We start from the raw sequence: 26,059 nt of genomic DNA on the forward strand, positions 1-26,059 counted from the left end.
TCATCCTTTCTTCTCTGCACTAATAACAAAGGTTGGATTTCTGGGTTTAAAGAAGTGTCCCTTACCCAAGGCATGCCACTTTGCAACTGATACCTGAACAACCTCAAAGTTTGCCAAATCAGCTTTTTCTAAGTATGAGATTGCGCTCATGGCATTTTCATATAAAATAAAATTTAAAACTAAAGAACCTTGCAATTTTAAATGATTTAGTGAAAAATCGATAATTGAATTTAATTTAGCACCACTTCCTCCGATGAAAATTGCATCATACTCTTTGTCCGGAATACCCTCAGGCGCACTTCCCTGAATCAAATGAATGTTATTAACCTCAAACTTCTGAATGTTCTGATTCATAATTTCAACAGCTTCACTTTTTTGCTCAATCGAAGTCACTTCAATTTGAGGAAAGGTTAATGCCGCTTCTAAACTAATACTCCCTGTGCCAGCACCAATATCAAGAAGTTTATCTTTCTTTGTTAAATCCAATTTATTTAAGCTGATTGCTCGAATTTCCGACTTCGTCATCGGAACTTTATTTCTAAGAAAAAGTTCATCACGCATTTGTAATAATCACCACGTTCATTTGATAGTTTCTTTTTTTAACAGTTAATTCAGTTGCAACTGAAATTTTTTCATCAGGGTAACTCAACATTTCTCCAATAAAGACTTGCCGGTGCTGTCCCCGTTTTTTTATTTCTTGAGCAATTTCGTACGGCCCCGTTACCTGATCTGTCACCATTCCAATCGTTGTATGTTGTAACAAAAAATCAAAATCAGGAACTTGACCATGGCTACTGGTTAAATACACATCATTCATTGGAAACTTTAATCGATGAAAAAAATATTGAATAGCACTTATTCCTGGGACAATTTGAATTTTTTCTCCAGGAAATTTTTTTATAACCCAATTGCCAATTCCATAAAGTAACGGATCACCAGAAGCTAAAATGACAATTTTTTTATCAATATGGGCTTTCAAAAATATTTCCAGATCTTTCAATTTTGGTAAAACAACAGCTTTTGACTTAAAAGTTGGAAAAAGTGCAAGTTGGCGACTGGATCCAATCAAAGTTTCTGCTTCTTCCAAATACTGACTACTACCATTTATCATTAAGTCATCGCTGCCAGGTCCAATGCCTAAAACTATTATCATTGCCAATGATCCTCGATTTCTTTAATCGGTTTAGTGGCAGCTAATAGTCCAGTCTGACTTGAAAAAATAACTGCATCAATCGTCACTTTAGGCTTTTTATGTGCCAACAACCTTTCAGATCGATATTTGATTTTATCAACAATTTTCTGGTAAACGCTTTCATATCCCGCTTCATTGACGATACGAACCATGTCAATTGTTGTTAAACACTTATAAACTTTTTGAACTAATTCCGTAGGAGCTCCAAGTAATGCTAAATTTGCAACCATAATCTCAGCTCTCGCGTCAGCATCTTTACTATGAGTTGAAAAGATCCCTGCCGAAACTTTAATTAATTTGCCTAAGTCACCAACTATCAATACATGTTGAAATCCTAAACGTTGTGTTTCCTTTAATACATAACCAACAAAATTGCTCATTTGAACCTGCTTAGTAACCGGAATCGCCATCTCGTTCTTTAAAAAGTCTTCACCATATTGACCAGGTGTTAAAATAATTTCATTATCCCCACGTTGACGATGGATATTCATCTCAATAGAAATTGATTGTTTCCAACTTTCCTCAGACATCGGTGTCACGATTCCACTAGTCCCCAAAATTGAAATGCCGCCAACAATTCCCAATTTAGGATTGTATGTTAGTTTGGCAACCCGTTCGCCTTCCGGTGCTGAAATAATAATCTTGGCTCCTCTATTTGGTCCAATTAGTTTTCGTACGCTTTGTTTAATCATCTTCCGAGGAGTCGGATTAATCGCCGGCATTCCTGGATCATTAGCCAATCCTTTTTTTGTTACCCGCCCAATACCTTTACCACCATTCAAACTAATATGAGGATCACTTTGCAAGATAACTTCAGCGTAGATCAGCATACCATCCGTTGCATCTTGATCATCACCACCATCTTTAACCACCGCGGCACTGGCCTTATTCTGATCAAATTGACAGTGATGAACTTCAAATTGAACTTCTTGTCCATTAGCAGCCCGGACCGTTACCTTATTCTGAGACTTTTGAGTTAATATCGCGTTTACAGCTGCAATTGAGGCAGCTGTTGCCGTGGTTCCAGTCGTAAAGCCCTTACGCAACTTTCGACCATTATAATAAACATAATCCTCTTCAGACATTTACTTCACCTACTTTAAATCCAAGTTATATAAAATTGCATTCACTAAAGCAGCGGCTAAATTACTACCACCTTTTCTTCCCAACGCAACAACTGCGGGGATGTCACTTTGAAACAGCTCATCTTTGCTCTCCTTTGCCTCAACAAACCCAACTGGAACGCCAATTACTGCTTCAGGGTTTAATTGACCCATTCTGGTCATTTCAAGAATTTTATAGATGGCTGTAGGCGCGTTTCCAACAACAAATAATTTTTCAGTTGGGATCTTAGCTGCAACTTCGATGGCAGCCATTGATCGGGTGATTTGTTGTGCTTTTGCTACTTGATATGTTTCAGGATCAGCTATATAGCAATGATAATGACAACCAAGACGATCAAGCTTACGTTTATTAATTCCTGCTAAGGCCATTGTGGTATCTGTCAAAATTGTGCCATGATGAGTTAATACGTGTTGTGCTTTTTTAATCACATTATGAGTAAACCGAAGGGTATTCAAATAGTCAAAATCAGCCGTTGTGTGAATAGCTCGCTTAATAATGGCTTCTTCAATTGGTGAGTTAAATTGATAGGTTGGATCAATTTTATCGATCTCTTCTTGAATCATTTCAAAACTTTTATCCGTTATTTGATTTGGAATCGTAATATAACGTCTACTTACCATTGCATTTGGCCTCCATAATTTAACCATAAAATACGAATCGTCAGAAACATAACCAGACCTAATAATGAAGCGAGGTACAACATTCGAATTGTTTTAGTGATTTCATTAGTTGTCGCAATCGTTTTAGCGTCCCCAATGTAAGGTTTCATAACTAATTGGCCAAAATAATAATGAGGACCGCCTAATTGTAAATCAAGCGCACCCGCAACAACTGACTCTGAAAAGCCGCTGTTAGGACTTCGATGATGTTCACGATCCCGTTTACCAACTTTGAACGCTTGGCGAATGTCATACTTTAGAAAAATACTTGCTAACATCAGAAATATCCAAGTTAATCTTGCCGGTATATAATTAAACAAATCATCAAGTTTAGCAGGAAAATAGCCAATGTCGCCAAACTGTTCATTTTTATAACCAACCATTGAATCTAATGTATTTACAGCCTTATAAGCAATCCCCAACGCTGGTCCACCAATTGCTAAATACATCAAAGGCGCGATGACACCATCACTGGTGTTTTCTGCAATCGTTTCTATTGTTGCCTTACAAATAGATTCAGTTGAAAGCTTTTCAGTGTCTCGACCAACAATCATCCCAACTTGATTTCTAGCAAGCTCTAATTTTCCATCATTTAAACTTTTAATAATTTTTTTACCTTCAAAGGACAACCCCTTAATTGAAAGACACGTGTAACTAAAATATAAGCCAATAATAAATTGCAGCCACATATACGTTGCAGTTACCCTAAGAATCAAAAAAACTGTGCTCCAACTTCCGACTACCACAATTAGCCACATTACCATCCCACATACTTTTCTCGTAAATGGTCTAAAAGTGGGATAATTAAAATGAACTGTTAAAAAAGCAATCAGCTTTCCAATCAACTTAACAGGATGCGGCCAACTTGGTGGATCCCCTAAGACAAGATCTAGAAGAAAGCTACCAGTAATTATGCTAATCAGTTGCATTGTCTTGTGCTCCTAATTTTTCTAGAAATCTTTTAAAGAAATTCTGGTCCTGATAAAAATTAACGTGTAGATAACTGGCAAACGTTTGCCTGATTTGGTATCCACCCTGCCACCTATCAACAACCTTGCCATCTCTAACTTTTGTTAAGGACAAAACTGGCTGCAATTTATCATCGTTTGGTAAAAAAATCGAATGATGAAATTCATGACCAACAATTCTAGTGTTGTGACTTCCTAATATCGTATCCCGAGTTGAGACTGCCGAACAATAACCGAACTTTTTTAATCTTGGCGTCATTTTACTGTCACCATCAAAGCAATTAACCATTGAATAGCGATGATGATCGGTTATCAATGCCTTTCCCAAGTACATAAGACCCCCGCATTCCGCATAAATTGATTTCTGAGATTTAGAAAATTTTTTAACCTCAGACTTCATTGCCAAATTTTTAGAAAGGGATTTGGCAAACTCTTCTGGATACCCGCCACCAATGTATAAAGCATCAACGTTTGGTAAGTGATCGTCGTGAATTGGACTAAAATAGCTGAGGGCGACTCCTGCTTCCTCAAGAAGTTTAAGGTTATCTTGGTAATAAAAATTAAAAGCATTATCTAAAGCGATTCCCAACTTTAGTCGAATATGTGGTACTTTAAAGTACACTTTTTTTGCAGGTTGATCTGTCACAGCTAACTTCATAATTGTTCCTAAATCTATATGTTCTTTAACTAATTCACCGATTTCAGAAATCTGCTGATCAACTTTTGGCAATTCATCATCCGGCACGAGACCTAACTGTCTGGAAGGCAGTGAAATTTCCTTCTTGTAAGGTAGATATCCTAAAACCGGAAGATGTACATATCGGTCAATGGCACCCTTTATTAATTGGTAATGGCCAAGACTCATCACATTATTGATAATGACTCCTACAATTTCAACTTGTGAATCAAATTCAACCATCCCTTTAACAATTGCAGCAATAGACGTTGATGCAGATTTGCCATTTACCACCAAAATGACTGGCGTCTGAAGTTTCTTTGCGATACTTGATGTCGAATAAGCATCCTTATCTGTCCCTAATCCGTCATAAAGCCCCATTGCACCTTCAATAATCCCTAAGTCGATACGCTCAGTTTCTTTTGAAAAAAGATAGCGAAGCACCGAATCACTTGGAACCAGAAAGCTGTCAATATTTCGGGACTTTCTGCCGGTAATTCTAGAGTGAAACTTTGTATCAACATAATCAGGCCCAACCTTGTAAGGCTGAATGTTAACCTGTTTACTAAGTGCCGACAGAATTCCCAATGTCACGGTGGTTTTACCGGAACCACTAGTTACACCAGCAATCAAAATTTTCTTCATTTCAACTGCCTTCTTTCAATAAAAAAGATGTTTCAAGTTGACGAAGGGCATCAATAAGCCGAACATTTTCACTATGCGTTCTAACCGCCACCCGATAGTAATTCTCATCTAAGCCATAATAGTCAGAACAATCGCGAATCATAATTCCAAAGGACCACAATTTTTCTCGAAGCTTGGGTAATCGGCTCTTAAACAAATAATAGTTAACTTCGGAGGGATAAACAGTCAATAATGAAAGCGTTTTTAACTCTTGATATAGATAAGTCTTTTCCTGGTCTAGCCATTCATACGTGTTCTTAATATAATGGTTTGCTTCATACATATGCTCTCCAAAAGCTTGAGCCAAAGTATTAACCGACCACGGTTCAGATTGCTCTGACAACTTTTCCTTAAGTTGTAAATTTTTAGTAATTGCAAACCCCAATCTTAACCCGGGGATTGCAAAAAATTTTGTAGCCGAGCGAATAATGATGACCGGATCTTTATCTGAAAGATGCCCAACATAACTCAAGTTATCCTGTTGAACAAAATCCATAAATGCTTCATCTAAAATCAACCAAATGTCATTCTGTCTGCAATACCTCACTAACTTCTTAACCGGCTCAGGCGGCAATACTTGACCAGTCGGATTATTAGGATTACAAAGACAAATTAAATCAATTTTTGGATGCTTTTTTAAATAAAGTAATAAATGGTCTATCTTGATCTGAAAGTTATCTTGATTAGTTAATAAATATCTGGCAACTTGTGCACCAGCACGCTTGAGGGAGCGTTCATATTCTCCAAAAGTTGGTGCTAAAACTAACGCAACTTGGGATTTTAATGCGGATGCAGTATCAAAAATCATTTGAACTGCACCATTTCCTACAAAAATGTCGGTATCATTTACACTAAAGTGAGTGCTAATGGAATGTTTTAATTTAGGGTACTGAGGATTAGGATAATAAATAATATCTTTAAGCGCCTCTACTAAATAATTTCGTAATTTATCATCCAACCCTAAAGGATTAATATTGGCACTAAAATCAATTAGTTTTCTTGAATCAACACCTGTTAGTTGAGAAACGGCTTCCCGATTTCCGCCATGAATAATTTTCATCTTTAGTGACCTCTCAAATATGACTCTGATTTGATTGCCCTCGGCAAAAAAGCATAGACTCCTTCACACACAATAATATTTAAGATTGTTGCAATCGTTAAAGGAACAAAAAAAGCTAAAATTGCTGCCTTCATCAAGGGATATAAAAATAGCATTTCCAGAGGGACGTTAATGGCATAGCCAACAATATCGGAAATAATCACAGTTCCCCAACGACTCGTGCCGAACTTTAGTCTAATCCATCCAAAAACTGCCATACAGATTCCCATAAAGAAGCCGATAATTAAATGAATGGGTAGAGTCAGTGGGAATCCTGCCAAAGCTGCAGAAACCATATGTCCAAAGAAACCTAAAAAAGCACCATATAATGGTCCAAGCATGACCGCTCCTAAAAATGCCGGTGCTGAATCAAACGCAACAGATCCCATAATTTTAATATTTGCTCCTACAACACAAAGAGCTAAGAAGATTGACGCTAATGTCAGTCTTTTTAATTTAATTGAATTAATCAAAAATTTTCCCTCCGTTCTCTTCACAACTGCTTATTCTCATCATGAGCAAGCTTATCGCAAAATCCAGAGTGGTTACAATAGTTTGTGAATCATTAGACAATTTTATTGATAAAAAATCCTAAAAACACAATATAGTAACGATTTAGTTTATATTTTCATTTTTAAGCCTTGTTAAATCAATTCGAAGCCATTCTTTATTCGGTTTATAAATTATTTATACAGTAAATTGCAATTCCTATTAAAAATATTTATTTGAATTTATCATATTTTGTGCTTAATTTAGATGAAATAGCAAAATTTTGTGATCTTGAATTAAAAATACCACACCATCGATTTCTTCTCAATTTCGTAAAGAAATGTTTAGTAAAAACGGGTACAATAAAACCTATCGAGAACTTTTAATTTAAACTGAGGAGGCAGCTAAGTGAATATCTATACCAAAACTGGCGATAAAGGGAAAACTCGAATTATTGGGAAAAAGGTTCTAGCTAAGGACGATGATCGAATTGAAGCGTATGGATCAGTTGACGAACTAAATTCTGATGTTGGATTGGCAATCTCATTATTGGGAGAGAAAACCAATTCTCTACATGATGAATTAGAAGAGATTCAGCAATTGCTTTTCGATGCCGGGCATGACTTAGCAATGCTTGCAGATGATCAAAATCATCCATTTATTTTTGATCCTGCTTCGATTACATGGCTCGAGAAAAAAATCGACCAGTACATGAAAGTTGTCCCGCCAATTAAAAAATTTATTCTCCCTGGAGGTACCCGTCTAGCCTCAACACTTCACATTGCAAGAACAGTTACTAGACGAGTCGAACGTCGGATTGTAGCATTACAGTCTCACTCAAAAATAAATCCAGATGTTTTAGTTTTTATTAATCGATTATCCGATTACTTCTTCGCCTGCGCTCGATACGCTAATTTTTTGGATCATCAAAGTGACGTGGTATATCGAAACAGTCACACAATTTTTAGATGATCCAGGACCTTGACAATTCAAATGAAAAAGCGCCAATTTGTAAATTATGAAGCTAGATTTACTAATTGACGTTTTTTATTTGAAAAGTAATGAATTAAAGAGGCCAAATCACCCTTTTAACTACTGCCTGTCTTTTAACCTTTTATCCTTATCGTTTAAGTTGAATGCATACCAGCAAATAAGGGCAATTGTCCAAGTCAAGATAAATAAACCAACTAGTAGCATTCCCAAAACATTAAAATTAAGTGCTTGAGCCCATCTCACAACTGTTGCATGCCAATGCAATTCAGTACCCAGTGCTTGGAGAACATCTACAATTCCAACAAAAAAAGCAGCCGTAACAGATAAACCGGTTAAAGCCAAATTATAATAAACCTTTCGGAACGGGGACGAGAAGACCCAGCTATATGCTGTGCTCATAAATAAACCATCACTTGTATCCATTAAACACATTCCTGCTGTAAATAAAATCGGAAATGAAAGAACAGCAAACCACGGCACGCCCTTACTTGTTGCAACTGCTGAAGTTGCTAAAACAGCAATTTGAGTCGCCGTGTCAAATCCCAAGCCAAATAAAAAGCCAACACAAACGACTTGCCAATTGTGATTTATCAAATTCAGGCTTCTTTTAAAAAATCTAAAGATTTTAGAATCAGTTGATTGATCGGTTTCTGAAAAATCACCCTTATTTATTGCCCTAAAAGATTGCCAAATACTGATTAAAATTAGCAAATTAATTAATCCGAGCAGCAACAGCATTAATCCGGCAAACAAAGTTCCAAAAATGCCACCCAAGTCTTGAAGCTTTGGTAATTGATTCTTTGACCATTCAACAAAGGAGACGGTGATAATTGCCATTATGAAAACCACTAGTGAATGCCCAAAAGAAAAATAAAAACCGATACCATGTGTATTTTTACCATCGTTTACCAACTTTCGAGTCATATTATCAATTGCAGTAATATGATCTACATCAAAAGCATGTTGTAACCCAAATGTAAAAGATAAAAATGCCATTGCCAATAATGATGGGTAACGTGTCAAATAAGACAAAACCAACGTCCAACCAATAATTAATAAGATAATAATGTAACTGCCAAATTTAAAAATGTCAGGTTGAAGCGCATAATGATGCTGCAGATCAGTTTCCAAAAGAATTGCCTCCATTTTTTCAACCATAAATTTGTAAGAATCGTGCACCGATCCAACGTCGATATGATTACCTGATAAATTCACCGTAAAAAGCATTTTCATTAATCTTTTCTAGCCACCATTTGTTCGAACGATGAAATAGTACCACGATACATTGTGATTATATTATCATGATGATAGCAGCTTAACTGAACAGTATCATTAGGTTCTTTGCCATTCATTTAGCAAATAGAATTATCTTGTCAATTTAAAAACAGTGTTTCAAAAATCTTTGACCTATATAGTATGGATTAAAAATTGACACATCCAAATTGGTTTAGAACTTAGATGTGCCATTCATTTATTATTTTTCATTTATCTATCTCGACTCAGGTTAATCAAAAGTAACCTTTTGGGGCCTTAATCATGATCGTACATTGCAATTCCTAAAGGAGTTACAAACTGAGGGAAATCCGGCTTTTCGGCTGAAATCCCTAATACTTTACTAAAAGTTTCAATAAATTCTTCAAAATTAATTGCGCCACCGACGACTACAACTGGTTTTTGAATTTTTGAAGCAGTCATTTTTTGGGTAATTATGGCCATTTTTTCAACGACTGGTCTGATCGTTGAAAAGACTTCTTTTTCTTTCGATTTATCCCGCTTCCATTTTTCGGCAGTCTTTGAATCAATATGATTATGACCAGCAAGAACCAATGTCATATGAAAACCGCCGGTTGCTTCATCCAAAGAATCGATTAATTGGCCATTTTTAAAAATACTAATCCCAGTCGTACCACCACCAATATCTACAACCGTGCCTGTTTTAATACCTAAAAATCTTGCGGCTGCAGTCGGTTCATCAACCACTCTACGACAAACAAATCCTGCCGACTCAATCACATTTGCAACGATTTTCGCACTTCCTTCACCTGTTCCTGGTGGAATAGCACCGCAAGCAGTCTCTAGAGTCACTCCCAATACCGACTCAGCATCTTCTTTTAAGCGTGTCAGAATATTGACTGATTCCATAAAATTGACAACAATGCCGTCACGAACAGCGGTATCATATTCAAATGAGCCATATAAAATTTGGCTATTTTCGTCTAAAACCGTCATAACAATTGACGATGTTCCCAAATCAATTCCAACTTGAACTTTTTCAGAAGGAGATACCGCTCGTGTTGCAACATTCTTATTGACTATTTTTGCAAACTGAGTCAATTGCTTATTGACTTTTTTTAAACTTACCAAATCTTTTTGCTTCATAATGATTATCACCGCCTTAATCGTCTCACTTTATTCAAAATGTTGATACCCTTAATTCTTGGCTAAATACTTACTAAAAAATGATTTAGCATATGGACACTTTGGGACAACTCTTAAGCCAAATAGTTGTCCCATCAAAATAAACTTTAAAACGAGTTGAGCTGCAATCCCCTGTCCACGATAATCTGAATTAACGGCAATATCAATAATTACCAGTTGCCGATTTTCAATGGAAAAGCTACCACTTCCAACTATTTTTTGTTGCCCATCAACAGCTTTTAATTCCTGTTGCCAAATCATAAATAATGGACTTGTCATTTTGGACACATCAAAACCAGCTGTTGAAGATTCTGAGTTCAATAAAACAAACTTCATTAAATTTTTTACAGCCTTAACGAGACTATTGGCAACTACCCTATTAGTCAGAAGTTGCTGATCATCAAGCATGGTTGATATGTGCCCTAAATATATTTCAGATGGTTGGATGACCTGTAAGCCGACAGACATGGCAACTTGCTTCAAATGTTGACTTGCGCCAAAACCACCTAAACTTCCAATAGAATCTGAGATAATGAGGGCGGGTTTACCTAACCATAAACTTCCTTTATTTGAACGAGAACCAACATCTAAAGCGTTTTTTAAACAACCAGGAATAGATCTGTTATATTCAGGGGTGACAAATAGAAAACCATCTACCAATTTTAATTGTTCCTTAAACTTCTCGCAGGCTTCGATTTGAATGCCTTCCAAGTCTTGATTAAATAGGGGCAATTTATCAATTTCAATAAACTCAGGAATAAATTCATTTTGAAACATTAAAGCCATGTTTTTTGCTAATTGTTTCGAAAAGGATGCCTTGCGAAGACTTCCAACAATGATTCCAATCTTTTTCAAAAGAACACCTCTTTTTCACCAAAAGATTTCAAACTACGAAGATTCCTTGGTAGTTTGAAATCTTTAATAACAAATCATTTATTCCAAATAAATCTTTTTGAGTTGATAGATATCTCCTTCTGATAATCCCACAAAGTCTAACAAATAGGGTTTAATGCCCCCAAAGCCTAAATTGATAATTGTGATGGCTTGGTCGTAATAATCAGTGGAAACTGTCGAAAGAGAGATCACTGAATTGATGAAGTTCTTATTCATATGATGCTGTTTAGCAAGAGCTACCCGTTGCTTTACTCTGGGAATGCAGTATTGATTCGTCAATAAATAATCAGATTTTATTTGGGTATCTAGAACCCCCAAAAGTCCAAGAAACAATACCGCACACATACCTGTCCTATCTTTCCCAGAAGAACAATGGAATAAAATTGTTTTCTTTTCACCATTTTTGATCAATGCTTGAAAGAACTTTTTATAGGCTATTCGGGGTTGTTGATTTACAACCAGTCTTCTATACACGTAAAGCATTCTCAAATAGCCACTTCGAGAGTTATCCGAATAAAACTTATTTAATTGTTGAATAGTTTCATGGCTTTCGGTTTCATCATCGTTAAATACTGGTAATTTAACATAATCCATCCCATTTGATATATTATCTGGTTCAGAATCAATTTCTGCCTCAGATCTCAAATCAATAACACAGTTGACACCGTAATCCTGAAGTTTGTACTGATCATCATCGGTTAACCTGGAAAGTTCCCCAGATCTAATCAATTTATGCCACTTTGTTCGGCTGCCATCAACGGCTTGATAACCACCTAGTTCTCGTACGTTAAGAGCACCGGATAAACTTATTTGTCGCACATTAATGACCAAGACCTCCCTTCAGTTGCATCATTATACGTTATGTTTTAGTAATCTTGGTAACATCAAATCCCAATAAATCTCTAAGCGTCTTAACAACCTCCCTCATAGCCGCCTCAACCTCAGAAACTTCACCAACCAAAACAACTGAGCCGCTAAATCGATCAATAAATCCGAGTTCGACATTACCCGCCTTCGTAGCTATATCACCTGCAATGATTGAAGTTTCGCTTGGGGTAATAGTCAAAATTCCCAGTGCATTTTTGTGAGATTGAATTCCCAGCTTTGTATAAACATCTTCGGTTGGATTTGCGATAATATGGGCCAAAGTAACCTGTTTACCAGGAACATATTCTTGAATTGATCGTTCTATATTTCTAGTCACTCAGTCCACCCTCTTTAAAACTATCCAATAATTTTGGCTGTCTCACGCGCAATGATCAATTCTTCATCCGTTGGAATAACGAGTACTTTAACTCGACTATCTGCCTCAGAAATATCAATATCGTTATCCTTATTAGCCGACTCATCAATCTTAACGCCGAGATATGTCAATCCTGCGCAAACCCTGTGGCGGATAGGAGCAGAGTGTTCGCCAACACCAGCTGTAAACACTAATGTGTCTATCCCGTTAAGGTCTGCAGTATAGGCAGCTATATAATGTTGAATTTGATGAACGTAAACTGCCAATGCTAACTTAGCTCGTTGGTTACCAGCGCTTTCAGCTTTAAGAATGTCTCGAACATCATTGGAAATTCCGGAAATCCCTAACAAACCAGATTTATGATTTAACATTTGTCGAATATCATTAGCACTTAAATGTTCTTTTTCAGCTAAGAATGGCAAGATATTCGGATCAACGTCACCAGAACGAGTGCCCATTACCAATCCTGCTAAAGGCGTGAATCCCATTGACGTATTAACCGATTTTCCATTCTTAATTGCACAAATACTTGCACCATTCCCAAGATGACAAGAAATAACTTTATCAGAGTAGTCCTTACCATAACGTCGGTTAACTTCACTGTAAATATACTGATGTGATTGGCCATGAAATCCATACCGTCGGATACCATATTTTTCATAATATTCGTATGGCAAAGCGTACATATATGCTTTAGGAGGGATCGTACTATGAAACGACGTATCAAAAACCGCAACTTCTTTAGCGCTTGGCAGTAATTTTTCAAAAGCTTCAATTCCAAGTAAATTCACTGGGTTGTGAAGTGGTGATACAGAAGCCAAATCAGCAATCTTCTGTTGAACATCATGATTAATTTCAACTGATTTGGTATAGTAACGACCACCATGCGATACTCGATGACCAACACCGATGATCTCTGATTTATCTTCAATGACCCCGCTGTCAAGTAACGCATCAATAACTAGTTTGACACCTTCAGTATGATTTTTAATAGGTTGTGTTGATTTATACTCCTTAGAGCCAACATGATAACTAAAAATACAGTCATCGTGTCCAATTCGATCAACCAATCCACTAACCAAAACCACTTCTGCTGGCATTGAGTACAATTTAAACTTAAGCGAAGAACTGCCTGCATTAATTGAAAGAATCTTTGACATTCATGTACCTCTTTCTATATTAAAAATTGTTACTTGATAACTTTTTTATAGATATCAGCCAAGTCATCATCCGTTGGTACAATAGGGTTCCCGGGAAAGGTTCCATCTTTACGAGCATCAGCAACTACCACCTGCGTCTTTGATAACGCTTCGTTAACATCAATACCAAATGACCTCAAACTTTGCGGGCAATCCATCTGAACCATCATTTGTTTAATTTTAGCTATTAAACGTTGAACAGCAATCCGATCACTCAGTCCTTGTGAGGCCAAACCCGCTTTTTTGATAGCGCATCCATATTTATGCATAGCAGTTTGGCAGTTTTTGGCATTATAATCAATCACATAGGGCAATGTCATTGCACAAGCTAAACCATGTGGAATATGAAAGTTTGCACCCAGTTGATGGGCAATTGAGTGACAGATCCCCAAGCCCGCATTATTAAAAGCAATTCCAGCAGCACAAGATGCTTCATGAACAACCTTACGTTTATCGGCATCATCACCATGGCGATAACAATCCACTAAATTATGCGTAATAATGTCAATTCCTTTTTCAGCCAAAGCATCCGTTATTGTATTGGCATCTCGGGCCACCAATGATTCTAAGGAATGAGTCAAAACATCTAAGCCCGAAAAAGCAGTAACACTCTTCGGTGCTGTCATAACTAGTTTTGGATCAAGTAATGCAATATCCGGTGTTAAGTGATCTTTAATAATTGGCATCTTAGTGTGATTCTTGGTATCTGAGACGACACTTGTATTGGTTACCTCAGAACCAGTCCCACTAGTTGTCGGGATAGCAATAAATAGGTCAATGTCATAATGATTGATTTTCTCACCGAAGAAGCGAATTGCTTTACCGGTATCAATAGCAGAACCACCACCAATACCAATCATCACATTGGGCTTCACATCGTTAAACTGCTTAACCCCCTCCATGATATTATCCAAAGGTGGATCAGGCTTGACGTCTGAAAAGATATTGACTTCATTTGAATTATCAATTCGATTCTTGATGCCGTCTAAAGTTGGCGTATTAGGTAAAAACGAATCGCACACCATCAAGATCTTTTTGGCTTTCAAACTTTTTAGCCAATCAAGACTATCAATTCCTGAAAAAATTTTTGTTGGAATTTGAATTTCTTCCATCATTATTCCTCCCAACTTCTTAACGAAAATCCTTCTGGACTTGTAAAGCGGCGACGACGTGTAAACGTCTTAGTCGTTGTTGTCCCTTCTCCAGTTGGCGTTGCAATCGTTAATGCTGCTGCTCCTGTATAGTAACCATTATCACCAACACCAGTTGCAGCAAAAGTTGGACCATTAGCAACAAAAATTGAAGTATTCATTCTATGAGCTGCTTTATTAATATGGGGTAGATTCTCCGAATGAATCGAAGCAGTGTGATGATTACCGCCTTCTACCTCTACAGCAGTCTTTAACACACTGCTAAAATCAGGGCAGGTCACAATTGGTAACAACGGCATAAGCATTTCAGTAGTTACCAAAGGATGATCTTTTGGTGCATCAAAAATAACAACGCTTGGATTTCCAGTATATGAAATGCCAGCTTCATCCAAGATAAAGGTTGCATCCTTACCAACAAACTTTCGATCTGGAGCACCATTTTTACCGATCGTCATGTCAGCCAATTTATCAACCAGCTTAGGATCAGTTATGAGAAAAGCACCATCTTCCTGCATCTTTTTAACTAATTCATCTTTGACAGCCGACTCAACAACAACTTCTTTTTCAGCTGTGCAAAGAATATTATTATCAAAGGCACAAGATGTCACAATATCATGCGCCGCTAAGTCAATATTAGCAGTCTTATCAACCATTGCTGGCGGATTCCCAGCACCGGCACCAATTGCTTTTTTGCCACTAATTAAGGCTTGGTGAACGACAGCAGGACCACCAGTAACCGCTAACATTGCGATGTCCGGATGATGCATCATTTCCTGAACAGATTCAATCGATGGCTTATCTAGTGAAACAACCAAATTCTTTAAGCCCGTTGCATCATAGACAAACTTATTTAAATGTTCGATCATCCAACGAGTAATTTTTTTAGCACCAGGATGTGCACCAAAGAACAATGCATTCCCTGCCGAAAGCATCATAATTGAATTGTTGATGACCGTTTCACCAGGATTAGTACTTGGACCCACTCCGCCAATAACACCGAATGGCGTATACTCGTACATCGTCATGCCGCCGTCGCCGGTTTCTACTTCAGGTTCTAACATTTCAACCCCTGGCGTGTTGTACAATGCATTTTTTAGCTTAGCCACTTTAGCTTCAACCGTTCCCATACCGGTTTCTTCTTTAGTTGCTTTAGCAATTTCTTCAATATGAGGGCCGAAGCCATCTTTTATGGCCTTCACAACTTTTTTTCGAAAAGCAAGCGGCTTATCTTCATAAATCTCTTGAGCTTGTTTTGCAGCCGCAACCGCATCATCAACCGTTGTAAAAATTCCATTGCCAAGTCCCTCTGGTTGGGAAACACTTTCAGAAGCATTGTTATGTGACACGGTTGACAACTCTTCTTTTAGAATCTGTCTAATTGTTTTTTCTAAATCATTAACCTGCATATTTTAGTTACTCTCCTTTAAAAATTCCCGAATAGCGGTTTCACAAATTGCCTGATCCTCTTCAATTAGACCACCGCTAACTCCAATCGCACCAACGATTTTACCTCCTAGTTCAATTGGAATGCCTCCAGGAAAAGAAACCAGTTTGCCATCAAGCATCGTTTCCATTTGATATAATGGCGCTCCTGGTTGAATATCTTTACTAATATCCTTAGTTGGCTCTTTCATTGCGATTGCTGACCAAGCCTTTTTAGGTGCAAGTGTTGAACTAACAAGGTTGGCATTTGGCATATGATAAAGCATTTGAACCGTATTAGTGAGATCCATAAAGCAAATCGTCACACCAACGCCAATCTCATCAGCCTTTGCAACTGCGACATCAATTACTTTTTCCATTTTCTTTCGTCTAAAAAGCGCTGTGCTTGACTGCTTTGACAATACTTCTTTGACTATTTGATTGATTTGTTCAACATCCATTGCTTTTCTCCTCCACTACTTTTTTATACCGTTTAATCACTTCGTCTTCGACTTGTTTAATTCGATAAGCATAATCCTCCGAACGAGCAACAATATAAAAGAAATCGGATAGGCGATTAACGTATTTTTCAAGTTCTGGCCTAACGTAGTTTGAATGCATAAAAGCCACCAGCAAACGTTCGGCCCTCCGACAAACAGTTCGACAAACGTGAAGCTGAGCACCTGCTACACTTGAACCCGGAAGAATGAAACTAGTCACTTTCGGTAGAGATGCTGAATAGTCATCAATTACTTTTTCAAGGAAATGGACATCATCTTCGGTTATAACTTTGCTATTTTTTTTAAACTTTGAAAAACTTTGGGTAGCAATCTCCCCTTGAACAAAGAACATTCGATACTCAACGTGTTGCAATAATTTTACGTTACGTTGATCAACACAGAATTTATCAGCCAGACTAACATTGGCATTTAACTCATCAAAAGTTCCATAGGTATTAACTCTTAGTGAGTTTTTTTTAACCCGTTGACCATCGTAAAGGCTCGTTGAACCTTTGTCGCCACCCTTTGTGTAAATTGACATGATCCAAGCCGCCTTTCTTTATAAATCTACTCGGTCAACAATGCCAACAATTGCACAATCGTTAACATCGTTATGGAACTCACCTACCGTTGCTTTTCGTGCCCCGGCACCTCTGACAAGCAATACTAACTCACCGATTCCAGCTCCAACTGTGTCTACAGCGACTTCCTCGGCTCTCGTATTTTTCCCATAAGCATCAACTGGCTGCACAATCATTAATTTGCGGCCGACTAATGAACGATCTTTTTGCGTTGCAACAACGCTACCCATTACTTTTGCCATATACAATCTTCATCAGTCCTCACTTTTTTAATAATGTGCTTCTGTTCTATCACTTCTAAAGCCTCTGATGTTAACTTTTGCGTTGTAGTCATTATCAAAATTGAATAATCAGCAAATCTGGCTATATCACTTCGGCCGATGTTTCTCTGATACAAGGTGAAAACAGGCGAATGGTCTCCAACAATGAACGTTACAGGCCAATCATGCAGCATTGTAAGTGGAACAAAATTCAACATATTCTCATTAATCTGGAAAAAGAATTTAACGTTATAGCTAATCCCTTTTAATATCCAACTGACCCATTGATTATGTTTATTAACCTGATATAAATCAATTAATAAACTAATTGTCATACCGTTCAACTGGATTTCCCCAAAATCTATGAACAACTTTTCATTGGGTACCTGTTCCTGTTCTGAATATGAAACTACTTGAGAGTTATGCTTTCGCTCTTCAATTTTTTTTAGAACTTCTTCAACAATCCAGTCCACCCTGTTTCACCAACTTTCAACATCAAAACGTCGATTTAGGTTTTGGAATGATATGAGCTACCGTATTTCCACGAACATTTGCTGCACTCGCTTCATCCCCATCCAAATGCATTTCAAGGACAAAATCCTTGCGAGGACGAGCAATAACATCATCGTAAATTGTCCGTCGATCTTTAGAGTTAATTTCAACAGCCACAGAATCACCCATTTTAACACCAAATCGTTTGGCATCTTCCAAACTCATATGGATGTGTCGCTTGGCAACGATGACTCCTTGAACTTCAATTTCAGCGTCCTTTGTTCTTAATCTAACTGAAGGGGTACCCTCCAAATGGCCTGATAGTCGAATTGGTGCATCTACACCTAGCAAAAAGGTTTCGGAACGTGCAATTTCAACTTGTGAATGCGTTCGAACAGGTCCCAATACTCTAACGTTTTTTAGAGTACCTGTAGGGCCAATAACATCGCATGTCTGCTTAGAAGCAAATTCACCAGGTTGCTTTAATTGCTTAAATTTCTCCATTTGCTGTCCCGGAAAAAGTTTGTCGAAATCCTCTTGAGTTAAGTGAATATGATGATTTGAAACCCCAATTGGGATAGCATTCGGATCGTTGTTGGAACCTAATTGCTCCTGAATTACTTGATGAATAATTTTTCGTAAATTTTCTTCAGTTAATTCCATGAATTACATCCAACTTTCTATCAAAATTATTTAGCGTTTGGTAAAATTGCTTCAACTTCTGAATGTGGACGAGGAATAACGTATGATGTAACAACTTCGCCAACATTTTCACCAGCCTGAACACCTGCGTCAACGGCTGCTTTTACAGCACCAACATCACCACGGACCATAACTGTTACAAGTCCGCTACCAATCTTTTCCTGGCCAATCATTGTGACATTTGCTGCCTTTACCATTGCATCGGCTGCTTCGATCGAGGCAACCAAACCTTTTGTTTCAATCATTCCTAATGCGTTGTTCATAATAAAATCCTCCTAATTATTTTTTATTATTTGAGTTGCTACTGTCAGAAGAACCCTTATCCGTATTTGATTTACTCGTTCGATTTGTATTTGAAGAATTCGAACGAGGAGTCTTTGAATTATTAGTTCTTCTTGGTGTTTTCCTGGTGACTGTTTTTGGCTTAGTTGTCGACTCTTTTTTGACAACTTTTTCCTTCCCCGTATTCGCTGCTGTCTCCGCAATGTCACTATGCGTTGAATCAACAATAGGTGAATCATCAGTAAATGGTGCTCGATCTTTAAACGCATCCGTTTTTCCCAAATCAGGAATTCCTTCTGCAGGATTGGCAATCACAACAGCGCTTACAACTTGAACATCAGAAATACTTTGACCCGTGTCAATTGCTGCTTGCACTGCTGAAACATCACCTGTAATTGACACAGTGATATAACCGCCACCTTTTGTATTTTCAACATTCCTAATTGATACTGCTGCTGTTTTTAGCATTTTATCACTAACAACAATAGCGCTTGATAAACCTACCACCTCAATATATCCAATCGATTGCATTCATTTCACCTACCTTTATAATTTGAATGGCACGCCCTTCACCAGTCTCGCAGCATTAGCACCCATTTTTCTAATTTCTGAGGGATTACCAATTTCTTTTGAGAATAGAGGTTGTTCCGGATGCAAATTTTTATAGTGAATGATAATTTTATTATCATCAAACGAAATTCCAACGGATAATCGAGAGATAACTGCCGCACGGTAAGCCCGTTCAACAGCTGTATCAAGATTGATCGTTTCAAATTGAAAGGGTATTTGCTCCTCTTCAATTCCAAAAAGCATTGGTATGAGACGTTCAGGGATTTTGGCGATATTTTCAGGCAATCCAATAATAATCGCAGGCTTATTTTGATCAATTGCCATTAGTACCACCGCTTTCACTGGCAAATGAGAGGATCAGTCCTGTTGCAACCGCGTTTCGAGGGCCTTCAATTGAGCGAATATTGCCTCGCCCTGCAACAAGGTTGTAATGTGATAATGCATCTGTTACCAACTGAGGAATTTCAAAATCTAATGCAGAGCCTCCAACAATGACAACAAAAGGAATATCTCGAATATTTCCAGTTGGACTTACATGTTGAAGCGCACGAATTGCATTTGTGACAAAAACCCGTTTTTTTGCAGTTTGTCGAACAATTTTAATTTTCTCAATGCTTAAATTTCCAGGAACTGGTTCATAACCATCTGGTTTAATAACAACCACTCGTGCAAAGAGATTAGCAGGTAATGGATTCTCAAAAAATTGAACCGAGCCATCTTCATGCCTAAGTTGAAATAGATTTTCAACTTTTGCCAATGGATAACGTTTAATATCTTCAGCAAGGTAAATGTCACCTAAACCAAGCTCAGAATTAATGATCATCGTCACCATATCACCGGCACCTGCTAAATGAATTGCAACCTTCTCATCTTTTTTATTGATAATGGAGGCATCTGTTGAACCAGCTCCAAGATCCAATATCGCCATCGGCTTATTTGTTCCGGGTGTCGTTAAGGCACCTAAAATGGCTGCTTCAGCTTCAGCCCCACCAATTTCAACTGGAACGTTAAGCTCCTTTTGGATAAGATCGGCAATTGCTTGCATTTGCAAGTGATCGGACTTAACCATTGCAGCAATCCCGACAGCTTGCTCCATTGAAAATTCTCCTGCAAGGCCTCCCTTGACTTTTACAGGCACAGAAGTATTAACTGCCAGCAAATCTTGAATGGCAATATCCTGATTTTGTTTACCAGTAAGTTTGGCCATTGTTTGACGAACCTTTTCGAGCATCCCGCCAACGTTAGTTCCCGGTTCTCCCGTAATATCCTGAATCGTTGGAAACTCATTAATCTTGTTCATAATAGCTTCAGCACCTGCAGCAACATCTACTGAACCTTTTTTATCATTGCCAACGATCTGAATTGAGCCAGCCGGAATCACTCGTGCTTTAACATCTCCAGCCGGTGTTTTGATGACAACAGCTGAACGATTACCAATTAGTGCACGGGCCACAGGAACAATGTTCTTGGTTTCGTCAGAATTTAATCCAAACAAAGTGGCGATGCCATACGGATTTGAGAGTTGTGAGATTACTCTCCCACTTCCTGCTACTTCTACTGCTGCCAGCATGTTAATGGGAACCTTATTAATTCCAGCAACTTCATCAACAATTGGAATTTTGTGCTTTAGTCGATTATCAACCAGCACTGCATCATCACTTTGAAGAATTGCTGCTGTTATCTTATATCCGGCCTCAAAATAAGCATCAATAAGTTTGGCTACATCGGCAAAATCAATACTTTTAGGGACAACTAGAACGTAAGGACGCGATCGGTCCGTCTGTTTTAATAAATCCAATATTTTAACAGTGTAACCAACTCCCGTACCAATACCACCAGGTGTACCAGGATTATGACCAATCATTGTGGATTCAGTAATAATGGTCTCAGTAATGGTTTCCATTGCAACGTCCCCAATAACAGGCGTTGCTTCGTTAATTCGGATAATATCAACATCACTAATTTCAGTGTGAGTACCGCTTAAAACACGATTAATTGACTTCTTGACACCAATTAAATTTTGCTTAGTTCCTTTAATCCCTGTCGTTTCCGAAATTCCAGAACCCAAAAAATTTACCTGCCCATTATCTGAAACGTCTGCTAATGCTACTTCGGTAGAGGAATTACCAATATCAACACCAATTACACGTTTCATAATAGGACTCCTATCGTTTTAATTGTCGCCTTTAAGCTTCTTGTTTTTTTCATAGTAAGCTGCTGCTTCTTCAAACCATCCGGCGCAAACTGGCGCATTATACTTGTTTCTTAATTCATCAGCCGTGTCTAATAAATCTTGTTTACTAGACCGATACGGTCGCAACGAATTGTACATTTCAAGTAATCGATCATCAGGAATTTTAGTTAATTCAGCAGCTCGTTGAAAATTCTTTTGAATTGCAGGTCGACCTGCATTTTTAGCAATCTCGCCTTGCATTCTTAACGTATCAGGAGTGATACGTAAATCTTTGGACGAAATATTTCCATTTTCGATATTTTCTAGTGTAATGTCGTTAATCGCCTTTCCTGTTGGCGATTTAATTTTATCGGGATGTTTAGCGTAGAGCGGGTAATCTTTGCGTCCAAGCTCTTCCGTAGAATTCGTCGATGAATCTGAATCTGGGTTTTGAGTTGACTGATTACTTGACTTACCATTTTGTAATTGTGATAAAATTTTAGAAACCAAATCATCTACTTCAGCCATTATTGATGCCTCCTTTTTAACCTCTTAATCAAAATTTACCTCAATTTCTTCAGCTGGTTTTCCAACTACGACCTGTTTTGTTTCTTGAATGTGCATCAAGGCAGATAATGCTTGGTACTGTACACGAGCCATTTGATCATTAACCGTTGGGACTGGGTTAGGTGACATCCCCTTCGCATATTGAGCCGCATTTTTACCAATAGCTCGATAGGTTTCAAGGGTGAGAACAGGAGCTTGCGGAAATAACTCCAAGTTGCTTAACGGTTCTTGATCTTTTTGATGAATGATAGTTGTTCCCTTTGACTGGATTGCTACCGAAATCCCAGAACCTGAAAGCTTATCCCCTTCAACTGAACAAAATGAGACATCGGAAGTTCGGTAAATTTTAACAACTCTGGCTTTTAGCCCTTCTTCTTCAATTCCTGCAATGACTTGTCGTAAAACGTCCTTGTGTGGAATTTTAGTCATTGTCCGAGTGATAACTTCAGCAAACGCTGGTGCGACGGCAATCACAACTTCATCCTTTGAAAATCCAGGCTTTGCAATTCCAACATGTTTAAACCAATCGACTGGTTTGATGTCTGATGAAGAACTAGCAGGTGCGGTAGCGGTCGCAGAATCGTTTTTACCAAATGAAATTGGTTGATCAACACCACCCACTTCACTTAATACATCTTTAATAATATTTCTTAATAGTGTTTCATCAATTTCCTGACTCAAGGCAAACCCTCCTTTCAACGTTTAAAAATCTGTTTTTTTCGGATCCATTGCCCAAGGCACATCAGTAATCTTCTTCCAAGTATCTTTATCTTCCCAAACTCGGTAACCGGTGCCTGGCCCTTCATAATCGTTTGCATCATTAATGGCAGAAATACAATTCCAGTCTTTATCAAAAATTGCAGAGGTTTGAAGATAGTCACCGCAAACTTTTTGTTGAGCAAGATGAACAACTGCATTTGCGACATCGTCGAAGCCGTGATCTTTTAATGCTTTAATGATGTCAATAACCGTTACCCCTCTTGACATTAAATCTTGAGCAGCCTTCATATCCTGGACCATATCGCGTTTTGGCATATCATCAGAATTGCTAGCATAAGTAGCAGCCTCAACTTCTTCATCCGTAATTTCTGGTAGACCTAAACCATCAAAAACTGCTTGGATTACCTTAGCAGCCTTTTTTCGAATCTTAATCGCATCTTCTTCGTGGATTGGTAAAATACTGCCATTAACTGCCAGGTCTCGCTCCATGGAGCAGTAATCATCATAATCAAGAACATCCATATTTGATCCTGCAAAAGTATTATCCTTATTTTCCTCTGCAGCGTATCCGGATGAAATATAGTCAGTCCCAGCAATGAATTGACCAATCATTCGTTCCGTTCGTCGAATATCAGAATGCGAAAATGCTTGGTCATTCCCTGAAGCGCATTCAACATCAAGCATCATACATAACAGATTTTCACCTAAGACTTCACGGATACCTCCAGGAACCGCACCCGGAATTCCAATACAACTAACACCACCATTTTGCAAGCCTTGAACACCTGAGCCTTTGGTAATGAAAATGCAACGGGCTTCCAAATAAAGCATCGACTTTCCTTCTGTATACCCCATCATAACTTCGGAGCCGGCACCAGAAGTAAATCTCATTTTCAGCCCACGTGAGGCATAACAGGAAGCTAAAAATCCTTTAGACCAAGGTGTATCATCACCATCTGTAAAGACTCGATCTGTTCCATAAACAGAAATTGTTTCAGCATAAGCAGTGAAACCACGCATTCCTAAACTAAGCTCTTCCGATTCCTCAACAGAGCACTGCGTAATGACACCCGGTCGCCCAGTTTGTGAGCCAACCATAATTGCAATTGCATTCATTGGTGCATATCGGGCAACGGCTGTCGTCGTCTCTTGCTCAGGGAAGCCTCTTAAGGCTGCTTCAGCAGCATCAGCCGCAATTTCAACCGGGTTATCCAACGTGTTTGTAACATGACATTGCGTTGCAGGTGTTCGGCGAGGACGCATTTTTTGAGTTGCCATGATCATTTCTGCAAAATTCAGCTTACTGATAACCTCTTCTGCTTTTGCAGGTGTCATTGCAGTTGTTAAAGGAATAATTTTGCTTCGGGGAACATTGGGATCACAAAGCATATTTGCGATCTTAATGGAATCCATCCCCATTACTTTTTCAGCATTTTCTAAATTAATGCCGTATTTTGCAATGTACTGATCAATTAGATCAAAATCTTCCTTCTTTTTACCATCCAGCTCAGTAACAACACCATTTTCAATCTTAATGCTAGGCTTAGGATCATTTTTGCCCATCATCGCAACTAGGCCTTCATCATCCCATTGTTTAACAAATCCATCTAAATGAACCGGACGCTTTTCAAGCTTTTCAAATCTTTTTTGTCGTTTCAAATGAAATCCTCCTCTCGTTTATTTAATGTATGATGGAAAATCATTAACTGGTTTCTCACCCAATTCTGTCAATAATTTCAATCCAACTTCTCGTCCTGCCATAACAGCTTGGCGGACAGCACCTGATTCTCCACTGATATGGACCATTCCTTCATTGGAAAAACTTGTTCCGTGAGCAGGTGAAGCAATGGAAAGAACATTAACACCAGCTGTTTTAACAGCTGTATCCGCCATCACAATTCCAATTCCAGATGGTGCACCACAAATCAATCCATATGCCTTTCCTTCAGGGGCATTAAACGCATAATGACACGCACCTGAAGCTCTAGCAGTAAACTGTAACTCTAAGTGACCGGCAGGTGAATTATAAACATCGCCGAACGTTCGACTTAAGTTATCGAGCGCAACGCGAATTGCCTGACGAGCATCTGAAGGATCATCACCACCGACAATAATCAGAGATCCATGACCTGCACCACCTTTTGTATCTCGAGGCAGCTCAATATCAACAACTTCCATATTGGTTTGTTTTACAGCCTCATCCATCGCCATAATATGGGGGCCAGCACCAGAACGCGCACTCAGAATACCCAAAACAGGATACTTTTTAGTCACATGTAGCTTATCTAAGATTAATGGATCAACGCTTGGAATTACCATTCCAATTGTGTCTCCAATTTCTCGGGTACCAACAAATTCGGGAACCGTACTTGTTGAACTTAAAAAGTCGTTCATCTTTTGCCCTCCCAACGAATTTGGGGTTTGCTTTGAATCAATTTCTATTCCACGTTTTAACAATTCGGAAACAACTTTTTCAATAACGGCTTTTTCGTTAGTTTCTGTCATAGTCTTTAACCGTTATTTTACTTTGAAGCTGGTGTTCCTGGTTTTGGTAATAATTTTTCAACATCAGTATGAGGACGTGGAATAACATAATTAGAAACAACCTCACCAATATTTTCTGCTGCTGTAACACCTGCATCGACTGAGGCTTTAACAGCACCAACATCACCACGAACCATGACTGTTACGAGCCCATGACCAATTTTTTCCTGACCAACTAAAGAAACATTTGCTGCTTTTACCATTGCATCTGCCGCCTCAATTGACGCTACTAACCCTTGAGTTTCGATCATACCTAAAGCTTCTTGTTCCATGAGTGAAACCTCCTATAAATATTGAAAGTACAATTCAATCAAAAAATGAATTGCTTGTTCTTGAAAACACTTACATTATAAGATGTTATGAATCAAATATCTTGAGAAAATTATTTTTTTTATCACAATATAAGCAACTTTCATCACAAAAAAATGCAAATAAGATTAAATTTTGCAATTTCTG

At 38.1% G+C, this 26,059-nt stretch carries 31 protein-coding genes; 1 reads left to right on the forward strand and 30 read right to left on the reverse strand.

The window, feature by feature from the left end; translation table 11 throughout:
* From ED605_RS12200 to ED605_RS12235, 8 genes are read right to left on the reverse strand one after another with little or no spacing between them, the layout of a single operon-like run.
* Positions 1-561 (reverse strand): decarboxylating cobalt-precorrin-6B (C(15))-methyltransferase, encoded by a 561-nt coding sequence (locus ED605_RS12200; RefSeq protein WP_121979167.1) that lies wholly within the window; start codon positions 559-561, stop codon positions 1-3.
* On the reverse strand, positions 554-1,153 hold the full coding sequence (locus ED605_RS12205) for a cobalt-precorrin-7 (C(5))-methyltransferase (protein ID WP_121979168.1): 600 nt from the start codon (positions 1,151-1,153) through the stop codon (positions 554-556). The genes ED605_RS12200 and ED605_RS12205 overlap by 8 nt, the downstream gene beginning before the upstream one ends.
* Entirely contained in the window at positions 1,150-2,277 is a 1,128-nt protein-coding gene (gene cbiD / locus ED605_RS12210) for a cobalt-precorrin-5B (C(1))-methyltransferase CbiD (RefSeq protein WP_121979169.1), read from the reverse strand. The genes ED605_RS12205 and cbiD overlap by 4 nt, the downstream gene beginning before the upstream one ends.
* A gap of 9 nt (positions 2,278-2,286) precedes the next feature.
* Positions 2,287-2,937 (reverse strand): cobalt-precorrin-8 methylmutase, encoded by a 651-nt coding sequence (locus ED605_RS12215; protein WP_121979170.1) that lies wholly within the window; start codon positions 2,935-2,937, stop codon positions 2,287-2,289.
* Positions 2,931-3,905, reverse strand: coding sequence for an adenosylcobinamide-phosphate synthase CbiB (gene cbiB, locus ED605_RS12220; RefSeq protein WP_121979171.1), 975 nt, complete (start codon positions 3,903-3,905; stop codon positions 2,931-2,933). Before cbiB ends, ED605_RS12215 begins: the two co-directional genes overlap by 7 nt.
* Positions 3,892-5,265: a cobyrinic acid a,c-diamide synthase CobB gene (locus ED605_RS12225; RefSeq protein ID WP_121979172.1), complete on the reverse strand. Its 1,374-nt coding sequence runs from the start codon at positions 5,263-5,265 to the stop codon at positions 3,892-3,894. The genes cbiB and ED605_RS12225 overlap by 14 nt, the downstream gene beginning before the upstream one ends.
* A 1-nt stretch (position 5,266) precedes the next feature.
* A complete protein-coding gene (cobD, locus tag ED605_RS12230; RefSeq protein ID WP_121979173.1) occupies positions 5,267-6,364 on the reverse strand; it encodes a threonine-phosphate decarboxylase CobD in 1,098 nt (365 codons plus the stop codon).
* A gap of 2 nt (positions 6,365-6,366) precedes the next feature.
* Positions 6,367-6,876 (reverse strand): ECF transporter S component, encoded by a 510-nt coding sequence (locus tag ED605_RS12235; RefSeq protein WP_370825136.1) that lies wholly within the window; start codon positions 6,874-6,876, stop codon positions 6,367-6,369.
* A gap of 424 nt (positions 6,877-7,300) precedes the next feature.
* Between ED605_RS12235 and ED605_RS12240 the strand changes: the two genes are divergently transcribed.
* Entirely contained in the window at positions 7,301-7,864 is a 564-nt protein-coding gene (locus ED605_RS12240; protein WP_121979174.1) for a cob(I)yrinic acid a,c-diamide adenosyltransferase, read from the forward strand.
* Between the two features lie 120 nt (positions 7,865-7,984).
* On the opposite strand, the gene ED605_RS12245 is transcribed toward ED605_RS12240, so the two are convergent.
* The 22 genes from ED605_RS12245 to ED605_RS12350 form a co-directional block, all read right to left on the reverse strand.
* Positions 7,985-9,031: a HoxN/HupN/NixA family nickel/cobalt transporter gene (locus ED605_RS12245; protein WP_121979294.1), complete on the reverse strand. Its 1,047-nt coding sequence runs from the start codon at positions 9,029-9,031 to the stop codon at positions 7,985-7,987.
* A gap of 384 nt (positions 9,032-9,415) precedes the next feature.
* The gene (eutJ, locus tag ED605_RS12250; RefSeq protein WP_121979175.1) at positions 9,416-10,264 is read right to left on the reverse strand and encodes an ethanolamine utilization protein EutJ; all 849 of its coding nucleotides are present in this window, start codon (positions 10,262-10,264) and stop codon (positions 9,416-9,418) included.
* A gap of 51 nt (positions 10,265-10,315) precedes the next feature.
* Positions 10,316-11,158, reverse strand: a complete 843-nt coding sequence (locus tag ED605_RS12255) for a GNAT family N-acetyltransferase (protein ID WP_121979176.1) — start codon at positions 11,156-11,158, stop codon at positions 10,316-10,318.
* A gap of 78 nt (positions 11,159-11,236) precedes the next feature.
* Positions 11,237-12,028: a tyrosine-protein phosphatase gene (locus tag ED605_RS12260; RefSeq protein WP_121979177.1), complete on the reverse strand. Its 792-nt coding sequence runs from the start codon at positions 12,026-12,028 to the stop codon at positions 11,237-11,239.
* 28 nt (positions 12,029-12,056) lie between these two features.
* A complete protein-coding gene (locus ED605_RS12265) occupies positions 12,057-12,401 on the reverse strand; it encodes a BMC domain-containing protein (protein WP_121979178.1) in 345 nt (114 codons plus the stop codon).
* Between the two features lie 20 nt (positions 12,402-12,421).
* Positions 12,422-13,600, reverse strand: coding sequence for an acetate/propionate family kinase (locus ED605_RS12270; RefSeq protein ID WP_121979179.1), 1,179 nt, complete (start codon positions 13,598-13,600; stop codon positions 12,422-12,424).
* Between the two features lie 29 nt (positions 13,601-13,629).
* A complete protein-coding gene (locus tag ED605_RS12275) occupies positions 13,630-14,751 on the reverse strand; it encodes a 1-propanol dehydrogenase PduQ (RefSeq protein WP_121979180.1) in 1,122 nt (373 codons plus the stop codon).
* Between the two features lie 2 nt (positions 14,752-14,753).
* Positions 14,754-16,196 carry an aldehyde dehydrogenase family protein gene (locus ED605_RS12280; protein WP_121979181.1) on the reverse strand — a complete coding sequence of 481 codons (1,443 nt, stop codon included), beginning with the start codon at positions 16,194-16,196 and terminating at the stop codon, positions 14,754-14,756.
* A gap of 3 nt (positions 16,197-16,199) precedes the next feature.
* A complete protein-coding gene (locus tag ED605_RS12285) occupies positions 16,200-16,673 on the reverse strand; it encodes a GlcG/HbpS family heme-binding protein (RefSeq protein WP_121979182.1) in 474 nt (157 codons plus the stop codon).
* Positions 16,663-17,253 (reverse strand): cob(I)yrinic acid a,c-diamide adenosyltransferase, encoded by a 591-nt coding sequence (locus tag ED605_RS12290; protein ID WP_121979183.1) that lies wholly within the window; start codon positions 17,251-17,253, stop codon positions 16,663-16,665. Before ED605_RS12290 ends, ED605_RS12285 begins: the two co-directional genes overlap by 11 nt.
* Before the next feature lie 18 nt (positions 17,254-17,271).
* Entirely contained in the window at positions 17,272-17,541 is a 270-nt protein-coding gene (locus ED605_RS12295) for a EutN/CcmL family microcompartment protein (protein WP_121979184.1), read from the reverse strand.
* Positions 17,523-18,026, reverse strand: a complete 504-nt coding sequence (gene pduM / locus ED605_RS12300) for a PduM family microcompartment protein (RefSeq protein WP_121979185.1) — start codon at positions 18,024-18,026, stop codon at positions 17,523-17,525. The genes ED605_RS12295 and pduM overlap by 19 nt, the downstream gene beginning before the upstream one ends.
* A gap of 22 nt (positions 18,027-18,048) precedes the next feature.
* A complete protein-coding gene (pduL, locus tag ED605_RS12305) occupies positions 18,049-18,708 on the reverse strand; it encodes a phosphate propanoyltransferase (protein WP_121979186.1) in 660 nt (219 codons plus the stop codon).
* 26 nt (positions 18,709-18,734) lie between these two features.
* Entirely contained in the window at positions 18,735-19,013 is a 279-nt protein-coding gene (locus tag ED605_RS12310; RefSeq protein WP_306419376.1) for a BMC domain-containing protein, read from the reverse strand.
* Positions 19,014-19,026: 13 nt separating this feature from the next.
* Entirely contained in the window at positions 19,027-19,560 is a 534-nt protein-coding gene (locus ED605_RS12315) for a BMC domain-containing protein (protein WP_121979188.1), read from the reverse strand.
* 15 nt (positions 19,561-19,575) lie between these two features.
* Positions 19,576-19,923 (reverse strand): glycerol dehydratase reactivase beta/small subunit family protein, encoded by a 348-nt coding sequence (locus ED605_RS12320; RefSeq protein ID WP_121979189.1) that lies wholly within the window; start codon positions 19,921-19,923, stop codon positions 19,576-19,578.
* Positions 19,913-21,754 carry a diol dehydratase reactivase subunit alpha gene (locus ED605_RS12325; RefSeq protein ID WP_121979190.1) on the reverse strand — a complete coding sequence of 614 codons (1,842 nt, stop codon included), beginning with the start codon at positions 21,752-21,754 and terminating at the stop codon, positions 19,913-19,915. Before ED605_RS12325 ends, ED605_RS12320 begins: the two co-directional genes overlap by 11 nt.
* 18 nt (positions 21,755-21,772) lie before the next feature.
* Positions 21,773-22,300 carry a diol dehydratase small subunit gene (locus tag ED605_RS12330; protein ID WP_121979191.1) on the reverse strand — a complete coding sequence of 176 codons (528 nt, stop codon included), beginning with the start codon at positions 22,298-22,300 and terminating at the stop codon, positions 21,773-21,775.
* Positions 22,301-22,324: 24 nt separating this feature from the next.
* Complete coding sequence (locus tag ED605_RS12335) at positions 22,325-23,020, reverse strand: propanediol/glycerol family dehydratase medium subunit (protein ID WP_121979192.1); 696 nt, start codon at positions 23,018-23,020, stop codon at positions 22,325-22,327.
* A 21-nt stretch (positions 23,021-23,041) separates the two neighbouring features.
* On the reverse strand, positions 23,042-24,718 hold the full coding sequence (locus tag ED605_RS12340; protein ID WP_121979193.1) for a propanediol/glycerol family dehydratase large subunit: 1,677 nt from the start codon (positions 24,716-24,718) through the stop codon (positions 23,042-23,044).
* A gap of 18 nt (positions 24,719-24,736) precedes the next feature.
* Complete coding sequence (gene pduB, locus ED605_RS12345; protein ID WP_121979194.1) at positions 24,737-25,564, reverse strand: propanediol utilization microcompartment protein PduB; 828 nt, start codon at positions 25,562-25,564, stop codon at positions 24,737-24,739.
* A 17-nt stretch (positions 25,565-25,581) separates the two neighbouring features.
* On the reverse strand, positions 25,582-25,875 hold the full coding sequence (locus ED605_RS12350; protein ID WP_121979195.1) for a BMC domain-containing protein: 294 nt from the start codon (positions 25,873-25,875) through the stop codon (positions 25,582-25,584).
* Positions 25,876-26,059 lie beyond the last annotated feature (184 nt).

Origin of the sequence: Lentilactobacillus raoultii, from assembly GCF_900411375.1 — a bacterium.
Lineage (GTDB): Bacteria > Bacillota > Bacilli > Lactobacillales > Lactobacillaceae > Lentilactobacillus > Lentilactobacillus raoultii.